Origin of the sequence: Streptomyces sp. AC550_RSS872 (genome assembly GCF_019049285.1) — a bacterium.
In the GTDB taxonomy this organism is placed as follows: domain Bacteria; phylum Actinomycetota; class Actinomycetes; order Streptomycetales; family Streptomycetaceae; genus Streptomyces.
The window spans coordinates 256,703-273,717 of the sequence record NZ_JAGMUL010000120.1; the positions used below are offsets into that span (position 1 = coordinate 256,703).

Below are 17,015 nucleotides of genomic sequence, written 5' to 3' on the forward strand. Positions count from 1 at the left end.
GCCGCCCTCCGACACTCCCCGCACCGGCGCACTACCAGTCAGTAGCCGGCAACGCCGGTGACCCTACCCCAGGCGGCCCTCGCGGGTGAACGACGGGTGCGGCTCGGACGCGTACGGCTCGGACGTCAGCCGGCCGCCGGCGGGATGTTCTGGTTGGCGTGAAAGAAGTTGTCCGGGTCGTAGGTGTGCTTGGTCGCGGCGAGTCGGTCGTAGTGGCCGCGGTAGGTCGCCCGGACCCGGTCCGCGCTCTCCGCCTCTCCGAGGAAGTTGATGTAGGAGCCGCCCATGGAGTGCGGATGCAGATCGGTCCAGTAGTCGACGCTCCACTGCCGGATCAGGTCCGCGTTGGCGGGGTCCGGGTCGACCCCGGCGATCACACCGGACCAGACGGCGTCGCGATACGCCCAGGCCGTGTCGTCGGCGCCGACCTCATGGGCCGCGGCGTCCACGGGATACAGGTGCATCAGGGACAGTGCGGTGGGGATGTTCTCGCCGTACTTGTGGTGCACCTCGACGGCGGCGTCGGAGATCGTGTCGAAGAAGTCACCGCGCCAGTACCACTGGTAGCCCTTTGGGATCAGTGTGTCGAACATGCCCTGCAGGGCGGGGTAGGGCATCGGCGTGGTGAAGTGGAAGGCGGACGGCGCCGGTTCGTTGACCGCGGTCAGCGCCTGCTCCAGGCGGTCGCCCGCCAGGTCGCCGGTGTAGCACCAGACGACGCCGCACACCTTCTGCCCGTGGATCGGCTCGGGGAACGGCGGCCCGGGCGGGATGGTGAAGACGGTGAAGAAGCCATAGAGGTCCTGGGGCGCGGCGGGCAGGAACTCGCGGTACCAGCGCAGCACTTCCGGAGTGCGGTCGACCGGCCACACCGTCACCGCGACCCCGACCGTGTCCACCGGGTGCAGCCCGAACGTGAACGACGTGACGACGCCGAAGTTCCCGCCGCCGCCGCGCAGCGCCCAGAACAGGTCCGGGTGCTCCTCCTCGGAGGCGGTGACGAACGATCCGTCGGCGAGGACGACATCGGCCGAGCGGAGGCTGTCGATGGTCAGGCCGTACTTGCGGGTGAGGTAGCCGTGGCCGCCGCCGAGGGTGAGGCCGCCGACGCCGGTCATCGAGATGATGCCGGCCGGGATGCCCAGGCCGAACGTGTGGGCCGCGTGGTCCAGGTCGCCCAGTTGTGCGCCGCCGGCGACCTGTGCGGTCCCCGCGCGCGGGTCGACGTGCACCCCGCGCATCGTCGACAGGTCGAGGACGAGCCCGTCGTCGACCAGGCACAGCCCGGGTCCGCTGTGCCCGCCGCCGCGCACGGCGAGCTCGACTCCGGTGTCCCTCGCGAAGGAGAGCACGGCCCGCACGTCCGCCACGTCCACGCACTGCGCGAAGGCCGCGGGGCGCCGGTCGATCATGGCGTTGTAGATGCTGCGGGCCTCGTCGTAGCCCGGGTCCCGCGCAGTGATGACCGGTCCCCGCAGGGTCTCGCGCAGGCCTTCGAGTGCCGTTCCGTCGATTCCGCCCATGGCCGGACCCCTCTGAGTGAAGACGGTGAACCGCGGACGGATGACGGCGCATGACGTCCGGGCGGGCAGCGGGGGCGTGGTGCGCGGATCCGTTCGCACCTCGTATCGATGTCGGCAGGGCGCAGCGGACCCACCAGGTCCCAGTCTTCACCTCACCGTCCGCGGCCGCACATCGAGCGCGTCGAGCACGCCGCCCTGCCTGGTGTGCTGCTCCGGCGTCAGACCAACTCCGCGGCGGATCTCGCCCCCTGATCGCGCAGCCACGCGACCAGCGCGGGGTGCCCCGAGCGGTCGGCGGCGTCCAGTGCCGTCAACCGGTCGTGGCCGATCCAGTTGACGTCGCCGCCGCGTCGCAGCAGCTGGTCGGCCGTCTCCCGCTGCCCACCGTGGCAGGCGCACCACAGCGCGTTGGTGATGTCCTCGGCGGTGGGCGGGTCGGCTGCGGAGGTGAAGCAGGCGGTGACACGGTCGGCTTCGCCGAGGGCGGCGGCCTGCCACAGGGTGGTGCGGGCGCCGCGTTCCACCAGTCGCCGCGCGCATTTCCACTGCCCGAAGGCCACCGCGTCCGCCAGCGGCGTGCCGTCGGCGATGACCCCGCCGTCGGCCTCGATGTCCGCGCCCAGGTCGAGAAGGGCGTCGAGGACGGGCACGTCGTCGGTGCTGGCCGCCCAGTGCAGCGGCGTCTCGCGGTGCGCGCCGGTGAACCGGGCGTCGACGTCCGCGCCCGCTGCGACCAGCACGGTCACCGTCGCGGGACCGTGGGGGAAGTTGCCGGGCCAGTCGGTGGCGAGGTGCAACAGGGTGCGCGCGCTGTCGGCGTTGCCGACCCGGGCCGTGGCCAGTCCCGGATGTGCGGTGAGCAGGTCCCGCAGCACCTCCACGTCGCCGCTCCGGATCGCCTCGCTCACCTCGTGGGCCAGCGGAGCGGTCGTGTCGATCAGCATCCGGCCTCCTTCCGGGACCTCGCCTGGACAACGTCCCCACCTGGATAGCACGGCCCACTGACAACGCCTCCTCCAGCACGATGCGGCAGCCCTGTCCCGCAGCCGCCGGACCCCCGTCTGTTACGCTCCCCGGGCCTCCCGCGGGGGAAGTCCGGTGAGAGTCCGGCGCTGACCCGCAACGGTGTGCGCGGGGATCCTGTGGTCCGTCGCGTGAGCCCGATCGCCCGTGGTGGGTGCGACCCGTTGACTGCTCGCCGTGGACTGCGAGAGGGGACCGCGCGGCCGGCACGGTCGCACGGGCTGTCTCCTCGATCGAGGTTCACAGGCGGCCCCAGGCGAAGGACCCGCCCGCCCGTGCTCCGAAGCAAGAAGCGGATACCGAGACCGGCATCCGTCGCACCCCGCCTGTCCGTGCCACCGCTCGTCGTCGGGCTGGGGCTGCTCCTGCTCGTGTCCCTCGGGTGCGGTGTGGGGCTGGGAGCGGCCGGGATCGGGTGGGGCGATGTCTTCCGGTTCCTCGGGGCCGGGCTGACCGGCGGCGGCATCGACGCCCGGGACGTCGCCGCGTACACCATCGTCTGGGAGATCCGGCTGCCGCGCGTCGTGCTCGGTGCCGTCGTCGGGGCCGGGCTCGCGGCCGTCGGGGTGGCCGTGCAGGCGATGGTGCGCAACGCGCTCGCCGACCCCTTCGTGCTGGGCATCTCCTCGGGCGCGGCGGTCGGCGCCAACGCCGTGATCCTGCTGGGCGCGTTCGCGGGGCTGGGCGTCTGGGCGCTGTCGCTGTCCGCCTTCGTCTCGGCGCTCGCGGCCATGACGCTGGTGTACGCCGTGTCCCGGTCGCCGCACGGGCTCACCCCGCTGCGCCTGGTCCTGACCGGGACGGCGCTGGCGTACGGCTTCGAGGCCGTCACCACCGTCATGGTGTTCGGCGCGGCCCGGGGCGAGGCGGCCCGCTCGGCGATGATGTGGCTGCTCGGGAGTCTGGGCGGCGCGACCTGGGCCCAGGTGCCGCTCGCCGCGGTGACCGTGGCGGCGGGGTGGGCCTGGCTGCGGTGGCGGGCCGAGGCGCTCAACGCGCTCGCGATGGGCGACGAGACGTCCGCCGCGCTGGGGGTCCAACCTGCGCGGCTGCGCCGGGAGTTGTTCCTCGTCACCGCCGCCGTGACCGGGACCGTGGTCGCGGTCAGCGGGGCCATCGGGTTCGTCGGGCTCATGGTGCCGCATGTCGTGCGGATGCTGGTGGGCGCCGATCACCGGCGGGTGCTGGCCGTGGCGCCGCTCGTCGGGGCCGTGCTGCTGGTGTGGGCGGACCTGCTGTCCCGGCTCCTGCTCGCCCCCGCCGAACTGCCCGTCGGGGTGATCACGGCCGTGGTCGGGGTGCCCACGTTTCTGCTGCTGATGCGGCGCGGCGGCTATGCGTTCGGAGGTCGGTGACCGTGCGGCTGGACATCGAAGGGGTCACCGTCGAGGCCGCCGGGGCCCGGCTGGTGGACGACATCCGGTTCACCGTGGACAGCGGGGCGTTCGTCGGGCTCGTCGGCCCGAACGGCAGCGGCAAGTCCACCCTGCTGCGGTGCGTGTACCGGGCGCTGCGTCCGGCCGGCGGTGTGGTGCGGCTCGACGGGGACGACGTGCACGCCCTGGCGCCCCGGGCCGCCGCGCGGGTGCTGGCCGCGCTGCCGCAGGAGTCGTCGGCCGAGTTCGACTTCACCGTCGCCGAGGTGGTGGCGATGGGGCGGCTGCCGCACCGGGAGCGTACGGCCGGCTCCGACCGGGAGATCTGCGCCGCGGCCATGGACCGCACCGGCGTCGCCCATCTCGCGGACCGCGGGTTCCTCGCCCTGTCGGGCGGTGAGAAGCAGCGGGTGCTCATCGCGCGTGCGCTCGCCCAGCAGCCGAGGGTCCTGGTCCTGGACGAGCCCACCAACCACCTCGACATCGCCCACCAGTTGGACGTGCTGTCCCTGGTGCGGGCCAGCGGCCTGACCGTGCTGGCCGCTCTGCACGACCTCAACCTGGCCGCCGCGCACTGCGACGTCCTGTACGTCATCGCCGGGGGCCGGATCGTCGCCTCGGGTGCCCCGCACGACGTCCTCCGACCCGACCTGCTCGCCGAAGTGTTCGGGGTCCGCGCCCATCCGGTACGGCATCCGGAGACCGGCGCGGTCCAGCTCCTGTTCGACCTCCTCCCCCAAGGAACCACATGCGCAAGCTCGTAGCCACCGCCCTCTGCCTCGCCGCGACCGTCACCGCGACCGGCTGCGGAGCCACGGTGGAGAAGCCGGCCGACGCCAAGTCCTCCGCGATCACCCTCACCAACTGCGGCCGCGAGGTCACCTTCGACAAGGTTCCCGAGCGGGTGGTCACCAACGACGTCGGCATCACCGAGCTGATGTTCGCCCTCGGTCTGGAGGACCGCATGGCCGGGTTCGCCATGCCCGACGACAAGGGCGAGCTGAGCGGCGTGCCGTGGAAGGACGGCTACGACAAGGTGAAGTGGCTGTCGAAGGACCAGCTCACCAAGGAGAACGTCCTCGACGCCCGCGCCGACCTCGTCTTCGCCGGCTGGAACTACGGCTTCCGCGAGGACGGCGGCTTCACGCCCGACGCCCTGAAGAAGCTCGGCATCGCCTCGTACGTCCTCACCGAGTCCTGCCACAACGGCCGTACGGAGTCCTCGCGCGGCATCATGCCGCCGCTGGACGCCCTGTACGCCGACCTCACCAACCTCGGCAAGCTCTTCGGCGTCGAGCAGCGGGCCGCGGCGCTGATCGCCGACTTCAAGAAGCAGATCGCACGGGTGCGGGCGCAGGCCCCGGCGGGCGCCGACCGGCCGAAGGTGTTCCTGTACGACAGCGGGCAGGACCAGCCCTTCACCTCCGGCCGCTATGCCGCCCCCGAGCAGGTCATCAGCGAGGCCGGCGGCGTCAACGTCATGCACGACGTCCAGGACTCCTGGACCACGGTGGGCTGGGAGAGCGTCGTGCAGCGCGACCCGGACGTCATCGTGATCTGCGACTACGGAGACGTCAGCGCCGAGCAGAAGAAGAAGTTCCTGCTGTCCTACCCGCCCCTGCGGAACGTCTCCGCGGTCAAGCACCAGCGGATCTTCGTCCTCGACTACGTCGACCTGGTCGAGAGCCCCCGCAACCCGTCGGCCGTCGCCCGGCTCGGCACCTATCTGCGGACGGTCGCCGAGGAGCGCTGATCGTGGGCGTGTGAACGCTCGAAGTGGCTCGGTCTGCCGTCGCGGTGGACCAGGCGGCCGAGCCGCTGCGCCCTGGCGCGGGGCATGAGGGTCCAGGTGGCGTCCGCTTCGTGCAGGGCAGCGGAGTGCCACGGGGTGGTCCAGGCGTCGGGGCCGTCGAGGAGCCGGATGCCGAACTTGGGGGTGCCGGCCGGCTGGGGGTGGATCGACAGACGTACGGCGCGCGGATGGTGGTCGGCGATCAGCTCGCCCCAGGCACGGCTGCGCTGGATGACGCCGTACGCCCGTCTGCGGCACTCGCGTTGGAGCGCGGAGCGGGTGCCGGTGAACCCGGTGGTGTCCTCGACGAGGAAGCGGGTGATGCCCCGGTACAGGGCGAGGGTCGGGGCGTCGGCGCGGACCTCGGCGCGCAGGGCGTCCAGGGTCGGGGCGTGGCGGTCGTGGACGTGGGCGCGTCTGGCGGCGTGCGGGAGGTCGCCGAGGACGTCACGCAGGTCGAAGACGGAGAGATGACGCAGGTCCGACTCCCTGATCAGCGCGCGGAGTTCGTCCGCGTAGGCGTCGATGTGCTCGTCGGGAACGCGGATCAGGTCGCCGAAGACATGGCCGTCGGAGCAGATGACGACGTGAGCGCCGGGCGGGTGGATCCGCTCGATGTCCGTGCAGAGGGCGTGCAGGAAGCGGAGGGAGAGGCGTTCGCCCTGGTCGGGCAGGTGGCCCAGGACCTTCGCGGGGTTGGGTGACTTGCACGGGAAGCCGGGGAGGGTGAACACGACGGGCGCGTCCTCGCGTACGAATCCGGCGATCCGGCGCAGTTGGTGACCGAACGACTCCGGGGTGGCCGGCGCTCCGTCGGTCGAGCGGTGGTGGGGCAGGAGCAGCTCCAGGATCGCGGCGCTGATGCGGTGCGTGGCGCGCGTGTCCGGTGCGGTCGTCAGCGGCATGTCGTTCCTCCGGGGGCGTGCGGGCATGACGGCATGGCGGCGGGGCGCCTCGACGGGCCGGGCGCCGGCCGGAAGGTGGATGGGATCAGCCGGAGGCCGGTGTCAGAGCCGTCGGTCGTAGCCGACGGGCAGGCGGTTGGTGCCGCGTCCCAGAACGGACGGGATCCATGCGATGTCCTCGTCCTTGACGGCGAGGTGCAGGCCGGGCAGGCGGGTGAGCAACGTGCCGAGGGCGATGCGGAGTTCGGCGCGGGCGAGAGCGGCGCCCGGGCAGAAGTGGATGCCGTGTCCGAAGGCGAGGTGGGGGTTGGGCGAGCGGTCGAGGTCGAGGGTGTCGGGGTCCGCGAAGCGGCGCGGGTCCCGGTTGGCCGCGCACAGGGAGACGATGACCGAGTCGCCGGCCGGGATCCCGGTGCCGTGCAGGTCGCTGTCCTGGTCGAAGAAGCGCCAGGTGGTGAGTTCGAAGGCGCTGTCGTGGCGCAGGAGTTCCTCGACCGCGCGGGGCATGAGGGCGGGGTCGTCGCGCAGTCGGGCGAGCTGGGCGGGGTGGCGGAACAGGGCGATCAGGGCCGTGGTGAGCTGGTTCGTGACGGGTTCCTGACCGGCGACCAGCAGCTGGAAGATCATCGAGTACAGCTCCTCCTGGGACAGTTCGCCCTGGTCACGGGCGACGACGAGACGGCTGAGCAGGTCGTCGTCACTGTTCTTCCGCTTGTGGGCGACCACCTCGGCGATGTAGCTCAGCAGTCCGTGCAGCCGGGCCTCGTACAGCGGCCGTCCGGGGTCCGTCGGCCCGACCGGTTGGACGACCTTGCCCCAGTCGCGGTCGAAACGTGCGGCCAACTCCCCTGGCAGGCCGATGACTTCGGTGAGTACCTGGAAGGGGAAGTCGGCGGCGAACCCGGCAACGAGGTCGGCGGGCCCGGTCGCCGGAAGAGCGTCGACGAGCGCATCGGCCACCTCGCGGAATCGGGGTGTCAGCTGCTCGACACGGCGCGGCGCGAAGGCGTCCGTCACCAAGCGCCGCATGCGCGTGTGGTCCGGCGGGTCCTGGTGGAGGAGGTGCACCTGGAGCTGGGAGTGCTGCGGTTCGGGCATGACCGAGGCGCGGGCACGCCAACGGTCGTTGCCCCGGTCGTGGTTCTTGCCGAGCCGGTCGTCGTTCAGCGCGGCATGGGCGGCGTCATAGCCGGTGACGAGCCAGGCCTGGACACCGCTGGGGAAGAGGACCCGGTGGACCGGACCTGCCTCGCGCATCCGCCCGTAGAGGGGGTAGGGGTCGCGCTTGTACGGGCAGCCCAGCAGCGGGACAGGGTCGGGGAGCGGCTGCCGGGGGTTCACGACCGGGAGGGGTTCCGGGTCCTGGACGGTCATGGGGTGGGGGCTCCTCAGAGGGCGAGTCCGGGCTGGTGGCGGTCCAGCAACAGGGCAGGGTCGACGACGCGTTCGAGGCGGAGGCGGAGGCGGGGGCCCCACTCCAGCTGCTCGGGCCGGGTGTCGAGGCTGGGTTTGACGCGGGTGTCGTCGGCGACCGCCCGCACCTGGCGGGCCGAGGGTCGCAGGCTTGCTCATCGCGCGGCCGCGCAACGCTGGTCGTACGGCGCGGGTCGCCGGAACCGGCATCAGCACGGACGGCACCGCCGCGCACGCGCCCTGTCCGGTCCGGGACGCGATCAGCCACGCCGCACCGGGAGAGCGCACGGCCAGGCCACCGCACAGCGCGAAGCCGGCGGTGGCCGACAGCAGGGCGGGTCGTGTACCCGCGCCGCCCACTGGGCCGTGGCGGGCGGGACGTGCAGGCCCGCCGCGATGCCGGCCGGCGCCACATTGACGATGTTCATGTCGAGCATCGCCACGAACGACAGTGCCCGCCACGGCCACGAGAACCCAGCGGTCCCTCACTCTCGCACCCCTCCCCTCACGGGCCGGGCCGCCGGACGGCAGCCTCGTCCCAGAGGTCGGGAGGGACGGGGGCCGAGTTCCCGGACTTGGCCGGAAATATGATGAATACGGAGTCGGCCCCCGTTACGGCGTCAGGCCGTGGCGATGCCGTCCAGCTTGCCGGACTTGGCCTCCGCGACCAGCGACGAGAACTGGTCCGCGCTCATCTGCACCCGCTGCCCGAAGTCGTCCGTGAGGACCACCCGGCGCTCGGCCGGGGCGGCCGGGTCGACGAACAGCTGCGGACAGCCGCAGTCGCAGTTACCGCAGAACGTCGCCACCGGGTCCAGGCCGTCCATCCCGTGGATGTCGCTCATCGTGCACAACCTTTCGCGATCGTGGGCGCTCACCGGCGTGACCGCCCGGGACCGGCCCCCAGCACATCGCTCGGGGCCGAAACAGGGATACCCACGCCGTCCGCCGGGGCCCGATGGTCGAAGGCGATCAGCGGGGCACCGGTCAGCGGATGGTCCACGACAGTCGCCCGTACGCCGAACACCTCGGCCAGCAGCGCGGGTCGCAGCACCTCCCGGGGCGGGCCGGAGGCGACCACGTGGCCGTCGTGCAGCACGTGCAGCCTGTCGCACACGGACGCCGCGGCGTTGAGGTCGTGCAGCGACACCAGGGTCGTACGGCGACCCGCGCGGAGCAGGGCCAGCAGTTCCACCTGGTGGCGGATGTCGAGGTGGTTGGTGGGCTCGTCCAGGACCAGCACGTCCGGCTCCTGGGCGAAGGCGCGGGCCAGCAGGACGCGTTGGCGTTCGCCGCCGGACAGTTCGGTGAACCGGCGCCCGCAGTGACGCTCCATGCCGACGTCCGCGAGGGCACGGGCGACGACGTCCCGGTCGGTGGCGTCCTCCCCGGCGAAGGCCCGCTTGTAGGGCGTACGGCCCATCGCGACGACCTCGCGGACGGTCAGCTCGAAGTCGCCGCCCCGCTCCTGCGGGAGGGCCGCGACATGCCGGGCCGCCTCCACGGGGCGCAGTCGGCGCAGGTCGGTGCCGGAGAGCAGGACGCGGCCGGCGACCGGCTTCAGATGCCGGTAGACGGTGCGCAGAAGGGTGGACTTGCCGCTGCCGTTCGGCCCGACGAGGCCGGTGATCTCGCCCTCGGCCGCGATCAGACCGGCGCCGGAGACGACAGTACGGCCGGCGTACGCGACGTGCAGGTCCTCGATCTCGATCCTCAACTCCCGCTCCCCAAGCGCCGGTCCAGCAGATGCAGCAGCGCCGGAGCGCCGATCAGCGAGGTGACGACGCCGACCGGCAGCTCCTGCGTGTCCAGGGCCGTACGGCACACGAGGTCGACCACGACCAGGAGCAGCGCCCCGAACAGTGCCGAGACGGGCAGCAGGCGGCGGTGGTCGCCGCCGACGATCAGCCGGCAGACGTGCGGGACCATGAGCGCGACGAAGGCGATGGCGCCGGAGACGGCGACGAGGACGCCGGTCAGCAGGCTGGTCAGCGTGAAGAGTTCCCTGCGCAGACGGGTGGCGTCGACGCCGAGTCCGGCCGCCGTCTCGTCGCCCGTGATCAGCGCGTTGAGCGCCCGGGCACGTGCCTGGAGCCACAGCAGGGTGACCGGTACGGCGACCGCGGGTGCGGCGAGCAGGGGCCAACTCGCGCCGCTCAGGCTGCCCATGAGCCAGAACAGCACGCTGTGGGTCTGCTGCTCGTCGCCGGCCTGGAGCACGAGGTAGCTGGTGAAGCCGGACAGGAACTGCCCGATCGCCACTCCGGCCAGCACCAGCCGCAGCGGCGCGAATCCGCCCCGACGCCGGGCCACCGCCCACACCAGCGCGAAGGTGGCGAGGGCGCCGGCGAACGCCGCGCCGGACAGGCCGAGCCCGAACGCACCGCCCGTCCCGACGCCGAGCACGATCGCGGCGACCGCGCCGAGGGAGGCGCCGTTGGAGATGCCCAGGAAGTACGGGTCGGCCAGGGGGTTGCGCACCAGGGCCTGCATCGCCGTACCGACGAGGCCGAGCCCCGCGCCGACGAGGGCGGCCAACAGGGCGCGGGGGACGCGGAGTTGCCAGACGATGAGGTCGTCGGTGCCGGGGCGCGGGGCCTCGCCGGACAGGCGGCGCCAGACGACGCTCCACACCTCGCCGGCCGGGATGGACGTGGAGCCCCAGGAGACCGCCGCGGTGAGAGCGGCGAGCAGGGCCAGGGCGAGGGTCAGTGCCAGCGGCGCGGCGGGAACGGCACCCGTCCGCGCCTGCTCGTCCCCCTCGCGCCGGTCCTGCGCGCCCTTCCGGCGCACCAGGGTGTCGGTCACCGTCGGCCGACCTTGCCCGGATACAGGGTCTTCGCGATCGACTCGACCGTGTCGGCGTTGGAGACACCGGCGATGGTTGTCTGCTCGGAGCCGATGCGCAGGAAGTGGCCTTCCTCGACGGCCTTGAGGCCCTTGGTGGCGGCGTTCGACTCCAGCCACCTCCGCGCCTCGTCGAAGGCCTTGTCGTTCGCGGTCTCACTGCCCCGGTTGCGCACGCCGAGCTGGATCCAGTCCGGGTCCTTGGCGATGACGTCCTCCCAGCCCACCTGCCGGTAGTCGCCGTCGCAGTCGGCGAAGACGTTGCGGGCCCCGGCGAGGGTGATGACCGCGTGGGCGACCTGACGGTTGCAGACGGCCATGGGCTGCTTGGTGCCGGCGTCGTAGTCGAAGAAGAAGTACGTCGGCCGCTCGCTCTCGGGCGTCTCCCCCACCGCCTGCCGTACGGCGTCCACCTTCTTCCGCATCGCGTCGACGAGTTCCCTCGCCTTCGCGCTCGTGCCGGTGACGGCGCCGAGGGCGGTGATGTCGTCCTCGACGGCGGTCAGGTCGGTGACGGGGCTCTTGCTCGTGGCGGCGCAGGCCGTGGACTTCAGGAAGGTGTGCTTGATGCCGGCCGCCTTGAACTCCTCCTCGGTCGGCGCGTCCCCCGTTCCTCCGCCCATGTTCATCGAGGCGAACGTGTCGATGTACAGGTCTGCTCCGGAGCCGAGGAGTTTCTCCTTGGGGATCACGCTCTCGCCGAGCACCTCGACCTGCTGTGCCCGCGCGTCGAGTTCGCCCGGCAGTGTGCCCTTGCCGGGCGGGAAACCGGTGCCGATCACCTGGTCCCCGGCGCCCAGCCGCAGCAGCAGCTCCAGGCTGGAGGCGTTGCTGGTGACGATCTTCTCCGGGGCCGAGGTGAAGGTGGTCTCGGTGCCCGTGCAGTCGGTGACGGTGACCGGGTAGCCGCCCTTGGAGTCGCCGTCCCTGCCGGCGGCGGAGTTCGCCGTGTCCCCGTTCCCGCTGCCGCAGCCTGCCGCCAGCAGGCCGCCGAGCACCGCGGCCGTCGTAGCCCGCCCCACACGAGAACGCATCGAAAAACTCCCCTGGATCCACTGGACGCACGGGCGGATCTCCGCCGCCCGGTCCAGTAGTCGGGGCGAACCCGGTGTCAGTTCCCGGCGGGGGGAACCGACACCGGGATCCCGGTCAGGCGGCCACGACGTCGGGCACGGCCGTCGCCTCGGTCTCGGCTTCGGCCTCGGCCTCGGCCTCGGTGAGCAGGTCGACGAGGGTCGCGCGGGCGCGTGCCACACGTGAGCGGACCGTCCCGACCGGGCAGTCGCTCATCTCGGCCGCCTCCGCGTAGGGCAGGCCCACCAGCTGGGTCAGGACGAACGCCTCACGGCGCTCGTCGGGCAGCGCGTCCAGCAGGTCGAGCAGCGCGATGCCGTCGTCGAAGCCGGGCAGGCCGGTCGGCTGGGCGCGTTCCGCCGTCAGCGTCCAGTCGTCGGTGTCGCACAACCGCGGCCGGGCGGCGGCGTACCGGTGACTGTCGATCACCGCGCGACGCGCGATGGACAGCAGCCAGGCGCGCGCCGAGGAGCGGCCCTCGAACCGGTGCAGGCTGCCGAGCGCCCGCAGGAACGTGTCCTGCGCCAGGTCGTCGGCGGCCTGCGGATCGGCGGACAGATGCGCCACGTACCGCACGACGTCACGGTGCAGCGAGCGCACGAAACGGTCCGTCGCGTCCGGGTCGCCGCCGCGGGCGGCCAGCGCCCACGCGGTCGTCGACTCGTCGCAGGAGGCCGCTCCGGAGGTGTGGTCCGCCTTCGTGTCCCTCACGCGGGTCGCGCGTGAGGAGGGCAGGGCAGGAGTGATCACCTGAGTCCTTCTCGGGTAGTCCGGGCTCCGGCGCGGCAGCGAGAACGACGGCGGGCGCGAGGGCTTCGCCGCCGGGCGCCGGGGGACGCGTACGGGAGACGTACGCGCGAGCCGTACCGGAGGGATCCGGGGGTGTTGGGGACACGGCCGTACGACAGGTACGGCCGGGGCCCGAGGCACGGCCGGTGTCGATGACTCGACGTCCGGGTCCGTACAGCCTCGGGAAACCGGCTGTCTCAGACGACAGCGGTCCCCGGTGGAGGCCCCCGAGAAGTGATCGTGTGAACGAGCGGCAGCAGCCGCGGCGCCCGGTCGGAACGGCCGCGCCGGGGACGCAGACGCGGCCGGTGCGGCGGTACGGGCAGGGCGAACGACAGCCGCAGCGGGGCCGCCAGCCATCCGGCGACGGCCCGCAGGATGCGGAACGCGGCACGCTCACCGTGCCCCAGCCACAGGCCACACAGCAGCGCGGCGAGGGTGTGGGCGGCGAACATGCCGAACGAGGACATGCCGGCCATGTCGTGGCCCATGTCCATGGGGCTCATGCCCATGGGGCTCATGGACACATGGCCCGCATCCATGTGGCCCGCATCCATGTGGCCCGCACCCATGTGGGGGGAGCCCATGTGGCTCCCGTCCATGTGGACCGTGCCCATGTGGCCCGCGGACATGTGGCCCATGTCGTGCCCGGCATCGGCGGAGGACTGCGCGAACTCGAAGGCCGCGTGCAGCCCACCCTGGGCGAGGACCACGACGGACACGACCAGCGGGAGTCCACGCTCCCGGCCGGCCAGGCACCAGCCCGCACCGCCCGTCAGCACGGCACCGGCCGCCAGCGTCCACCACGGGACGGACGCGCCCGACATCAGGACGTGACCGAGAGCAGCGAGCAGCACGCAGACGGACGCGAAGATCGCGGCCCGTATCGTGCGCACACCCCACCCAGCAGTCATGACGGCCCTCATCCTCGCATCCCGGGCCCACTCGTCACGGGTGGGTACGCACAACACCCCGGTCCCGCACTCAAGCCCAGAAGAGTGATACAGGACACATCGACCGGGGGGAACTGGGCGCGCACGTCGGCCGACAAGTATGGGATGTGAGGGCTGTCTTCGCGGCTGTCCCCGGTACCGTCCCCGCTGCCGCCCTCACATTTCCTCTCCCGGGCGGATCACCACCGCCTGCACCTCGATCCGCCCGCCGCGCTCGAAGTGGAGGGTGAACGGCACATAGGTGCCCGTCTGCCAGTCCGGATCGGCCCGCAGTGTCACGTCCAGGCCGAACGGGGACATGGCGAGGGCGCCGCCGGCCGGGACGCGTGCCGAGTCCACCGTCCGCGCGGACGCCGCGTTGCCGCTGGTCATACGGTGGCGGCTGAGCGACATGTCACCGCCGACGGCGGACGAGGTGACCTTCAGCAGCCGGTCGTCCGCGCCCCCGGTGTTGGTGATCCGGAAGAACGCCGCCGTGTCCCGCACGTCGCCGTACGGCAGGAAGACCCGCCCCTCCGTGACCGCGATCCGTGCCGGGCTGCCCCCGCCGCCGGAGGCCACCCATGTGGTCAGGCCGCCCAGGGCGACCCCGCATGCGGCGATCGGGGCGAGCGCGGCGAGCAGGCCGTCGGTGATCCGGCGCCGGGTCGGGCGCCAGGCCCGGGGACGGGCCGTCGGCTCGGCTGTGCTCCCGGCCGTCCGCCCGGTCGTTCGCTCGGCAGTGGGTGCGGTCATCGGGTCCCTCCCCCGGTCGCGACGGGCCCGCGGCCCGGGACAGCGGCCTGTTCACGGCCGCGCGCCGCCGCCGGTGCCGGCTGCCAGGCCCGTAGCCGCAGGCTGTTGGCCACCACGAGCACGGAGCTCACCGACATGGCCACCGCGGCGACCATCGGGTTGAGCAGGCCGACCGTGGCGAGCGGCACGGTCACCAGGTTGTAGCCGAAGGCCCACAGCAGGTTGGTGCGGATGGTGCCCAGAGTGCGCCGGGCGAGCCGGACGGCGTCCCCGAGGGCTTCGATGTCGCCGCGCACCAGCGTCACGTCGGCGGCCCCGATCGCGACGTCCGTCCCCGTGCCCATGGCGATGCCGAGGTCGGCGCCGGCCAGCGCGGCCGCGTCGTTGACGCCGTCGCCGACGACCGCGACCCGTCGGCCCTGAGCCCGCAACTCCCGTACGAGGTCGGCCTTGTCCGCCGGAGTGCGGCGGGCGTACACCTCCTCGACACCGAGGGCGGAGGCGACCGCGCGGGCCGGTGCTTCCCTGTCTCCGGTGGCGAGGACCGGGTGCACACCGAGGCGCCGCAGCCGGTCCACGGCCCGGTAGCTGCCGGGGCGTACCACGTCCCCGATCTCGATCAGGCCCGGCGTCGCCCCGTCGACGCGGACGAGGACCGGCGTGTGCGCGGCGGCCTCCGCAGCCCGGAGCCCGTCGGCCAGCTCCGGGGACAACTCGTCGTCCGGAGTCAGGACTTCGACCAACCGACCCTCGACCCGGCCGCTCACCCCTCGTCCCGGCTCCGCCCGGAAGTCGCTGACCTCGGGCAAGGGTCCCTGCTCGGGCAGGGTCCTGCGGGCGTACGCGACGACGGCGCGGCCCAGTGGGTGTTCCGAGCCCTGTTCCACCGCCCCGGCCAGGCGCAGCACGGCTTCCTCGCCGAGCCCGCCGGGTACGGCCGTCACGCGGGCGACGCTCATGTGCCCGGAGGTGAGGGTGCCGGTCTTGTCGAGGACGACGGTGTCGATGTGCTGGAGGCCCTCCAGGGCCTGCGGGCCCCGGACCAGGACGCCGAGCTGCGCGCCGCGTCCGGTGGCGGCCATCAGCGCGGTCGGGGTCGCCAGGCCCAGCGCGCAGGGGCAGGCCACGACCAGGACGGCGACACACGCGGTGATCGCCGCCTGCGGATCGGCCCCGGCTCCGAGCCAGAACCCGAGGACGGTGACGGCCAGCGACAGGACCACGGGAACGAACACCCCGGCCACGGAGTCGGCGAGGCGCTGGGCCCGCGCCTTCCCGGCCTGGGCCTCCGTCACCAGCCGTGCGATCCGCGCGAGTTGGGTGTCCGCACCCACGGCCGTGGCCCGTACGAGCAGCAGTCCGCCCGCGTTGACGGCTCCGCCCACCACCGCCGAGCCCGGCCCGGTATCGACGGGCTCGCTCTCCCCGGTGACCAGCGACAGGTCCACGGCGGAGTTGCCCTCCACGACGTCGCCGTCGGTGGCGACCCGCTCGCCGGGCCGTACGACGAAGACCTGCCCGACCGCCAACTCCTCGATGGGGACCAGGCGTTCGGTGCGGTCGTCCTCGCGTACCGAGACCTCCTTGGCCGCGAGGCGGGCGAGGGAGCGCAGCGCCGCCCCGGTGCCGTGGCGCGCCCGCGCCTCCAGGAAACGACCGGCCAGCACGAACAGCGGGACACCGACGGCCGCTTCGAGGTAGACGTGGACGGCGCTGTCCGAGGCGGAGGGCCACAGGCTGAACGGCATCCGCATGCCGGGCTCGCCCGCGCCGCCGAGGAACAGGGCGTACGCCGTCCAGGAGAACGACGCGACGACTCCCAGGGAGACCAGCGTGTCCATCGTCGCGGTCGAGTGCCGCAGCCCGCGCAGCGCCCGGGCGTGGAACGGCCGGGCACTCCACACGGCGACCGGCACTGCCAGCGCGAAGCACAGCCACTGCCAGTTGCGGAACTGCCAGTCGGGCACCATCGAGAGCACGAGCACCGGCACCGCGAGCAGCGCGGTGCCGACCAGCCGCTCACGCTCCCGCCGCACGCCCTCGGGCTCCTGCACGCTCTCGGACTCCCGTCCGCTCGCCCGCTGCGGTTCACCACTCCGGCGCTCCCGCTGCTTCGGCGGCTCGGGCAACGCGGCCGTGTATCCGGCCTGTTCGACGGTCGCCACCAGTTCCTCGGGGCGGACGTCCGGCGGATGGCTCACCCGGGCGCGCCCGGTGGCCAGGTTGACCGTCGCGGTGACGCCCTCCAGCCTGGCGAGCTTCTTCTCCACGCGCCGCACGCAGGCCGCGCAGGTCATGCCGCCGACGGTGAGGTCCGTGGTGGTCATCGGGGGTGCCGGCTCCGTGGCCATCAGCCGCCGCTCCCGTGCCGCATGTTCATGTCCCCCATGTCCTGGTCCCCCGGGTCCGTGCCGCCGTCGTCGTCACTCGTGCCCGAGCGGTGCATGCCGGGCGCGACGGGCCCGGAGGCGGCTCCGACGGCGTACGACACCGTGAAGATCAGGGCGAGCAGCAGCAGAAACCCGCAGAGGGCGGGCGGCACAAGTTGGGGTGGTTTCATCGACGGCCTCCTGACGCACGTACCG

The 17,015-nt window shown here is 72.8% G+C and carries 17 protein-coding genes and 1 riboswitch; of the genes, 3 read left to right on the forward strand and 14 right to left on the reverse strand.

The annotated features are described in order from the left end of the window. Positions 1-125: 125 nt before the first annotated feature. Both KUM44_RS34105 and KUM44_RS34110 read right to left on the reverse strand, forming a co-directional pair. A complete protein-coding gene (locus KUM44_RS34105; RefSeq protein ID WP_217213621.1) occupies positions 126-1,523 on the reverse strand; it encodes an FAD-binding oxidoreductase in 1,398 nt (465 codons plus the stop codon). Positions 1,524-1,741: 218 nt separating this feature from the next. Continuing rightward, positions 1,742-2,467, reverse strand: coding sequence for an ankyrin repeat domain-containing protein (locus tag KUM44_RS34110; RefSeq protein ID WP_217213622.1), 726 nt, complete (start codon positions 2,465-2,467; stop codon positions 1,742-1,744). Positions 2,468-2,610: 143 nt separating this feature from the next. Further along, positions 2,611-2,693: riboswitch (cobalamin riboswitch) on the forward strand. A 185-nt stretch (positions 2,694-2,878) separates the two neighbouring features. Between KUM44_RS34110 and KUM44_RS34115 the strand changes: the two genes are divergently transcribed. Genes KUM44_RS34115 through KUM44_RS34125 form a run of 3 tightly spaced genes read left to right on the forward strand, consistent with a single transcriptional unit; the run spans position 2,879 to position 5,675 of the window. Beyond that, positions 2,879-3,901 carry an iron ABC transporter permease gene (locus KUM44_RS34115; RefSeq protein ID WP_217213663.1) on the forward strand — a complete coding sequence of 341 codons (1,023 nt, stop codon included), beginning with the start codon at positions 2,879-2,881 and terminating at the stop codon, positions 3,899-3,901. A 2-nt stretch (positions 3,902-3,903) separates the two neighbouring features. Continuing rightward, positions 3,904-4,686 (forward strand): ABC transporter ATP-binding protein, encoded by a 783-nt coding sequence (locus KUM44_RS34120; protein ID WP_217213664.1) that lies wholly within the window; start codon positions 3,904-3,906, stop codon positions 4,684-4,686. Further along, positions 4,671-5,675, forward strand: a complete 1,005-nt coding sequence (locus tag KUM44_RS34125) for an ABC transporter substrate-binding protein (RefSeq protein ID WP_217213623.1) — start codon at positions 4,671-4,673, stop codon at positions 5,673-5,675. The genes KUM44_RS34120 and KUM44_RS34125 overlap by 16 nt, the downstream gene beginning before the upstream one ends. Here the strand turns inward: KUM44_RS34125 and KUM44_RS34130 are convergent. The 12 genes from KUM44_RS34130 to KUM44_RS34185 all read right to left on the reverse strand — a co-directional run bounded on the left by KUM44_RS34130 (position 5,645) and on the right by KUM44_RS34185 (position 16,990). After that, a complete protein-coding gene (locus KUM44_RS34130; RefSeq protein WP_217213665.1) occupies positions 5,645-6,619 on the reverse strand; it encodes an L-tyrosine/L-tryptophan isonitrile synthase family protein in 975 nt (324 codons plus the stop codon). The genes KUM44_RS34125 and KUM44_RS34130 overlap by 31 nt on opposite strands. A 102-nt stretch (positions 6,620-6,721) precedes the next feature. Beyond that, positions 6,722-7,993, reverse strand: coding sequence for a cytochrome P450 (locus KUM44_RS34135; protein WP_217213624.1), 1,272 nt, complete (start codon positions 7,991-7,993; stop codon positions 6,722-6,724). A gap of 14 nt (positions 7,994-8,007) precedes the next feature. Next, on the reverse strand, positions 8,008-8,160 hold the full coding sequence (locus tag KUM44_RS34140) for a hypothetical protein (protein WP_217213625.1): 153 nt from the start codon (positions 8,158-8,160) through the stop codon (positions 8,008-8,010). A gap of 492 nt (positions 8,161-8,652) precedes the next feature. Further along, positions 8,653-8,877 carry a hypothetical protein gene (locus tag KUM44_RS34145; protein ID WP_048580724.1) on the reverse strand — a complete coding sequence of 75 codons (225 nt, stop codon included), beginning with the start codon at positions 8,875-8,877 and terminating at the stop codon, positions 8,653-8,655. A 29-nt stretch (positions 8,878-8,906) separates the two neighbouring features. After that, a complete protein-coding gene (locus tag KUM44_RS34150; protein WP_254390496.1) occupies positions 8,907-9,749 on the reverse strand; it encodes an ABC transporter ATP-binding protein in 843 nt (280 codons plus the stop codon). After that, positions 9,746-10,840, reverse strand: a complete 1,095-nt coding sequence (locus tag KUM44_RS34155) for an iron ABC transporter permease (RefSeq protein WP_217213626.1) — start codon at positions 10,838-10,840, stop codon at positions 9,746-9,748. The genes KUM44_RS34150 and KUM44_RS34155 overlap by 4 nt, the downstream gene beginning before the upstream one ends. Beyond that, complete coding sequence (locus KUM44_RS34160; protein ID WP_217213627.1) at positions 10,837-11,913, reverse strand: ABC transporter substrate-binding protein; 1,077 nt, start codon at positions 11,911-11,913, stop codon at positions 10,837-10,839. The genes KUM44_RS34155 and KUM44_RS34160 overlap by 4 nt, the downstream gene beginning before the upstream one ends. A 115-nt stretch (positions 11,914-12,028) precedes the next feature. Then, a complete protein-coding gene (locus KUM44_RS34165) occupies positions 12,029-12,703 on the reverse strand; it encodes a sigma-70 family RNA polymerase sigma factor (RefSeq protein ID WP_374202100.1) in 675 nt (224 codons plus the stop codon). 236 nt (positions 12,704-12,939) lie between these two features. Next, the gene (locus KUM44_RS34170) at positions 12,940-13,656 is read right to left on the reverse strand and encodes a hypothetical protein (protein ID WP_217213629.1); all 717 of its coding nucleotides are present in this window, start codon (positions 13,654-13,656) and stop codon (positions 12,940-12,942) included. Between the two features lie 195 nt (positions 13,657-13,851). Then, positions 13,852-14,430, reverse strand: a complete 579-nt coding sequence (locus KUM44_RS34175) for a copper chaperone PCu(A)C (protein WP_217213630.1) — start codon at positions 14,428-14,430, stop codon at positions 13,852-13,854. Next, positions 14,427-16,781 carry a cation-translocating P-type ATPase gene (locus tag KUM44_RS34180; RefSeq protein ID WP_217213631.1) on the reverse strand — a complete coding sequence of 785 codons (2,355 nt, stop codon included), beginning with the start codon at positions 16,779-16,781 and terminating at the stop codon, positions 14,427-14,429. The genes KUM44_RS34175 and KUM44_RS34180 overlap by 4 nt, the downstream gene beginning before the upstream one ends. Next, the gene (locus KUM44_RS34185) at positions 16,781-16,990 is read right to left on the reverse strand and encodes a hypothetical protein (protein WP_217213632.1); all 210 of its coding nucleotides are present in this window, start codon (positions 16,988-16,990) and stop codon (positions 16,781-16,783) included. The genes KUM44_RS34180 and KUM44_RS34185 overlap by 1 nt, the downstream gene beginning before the upstream one ends. Positions 16,991-17,015: the final 25 nt, after the last annotated feature.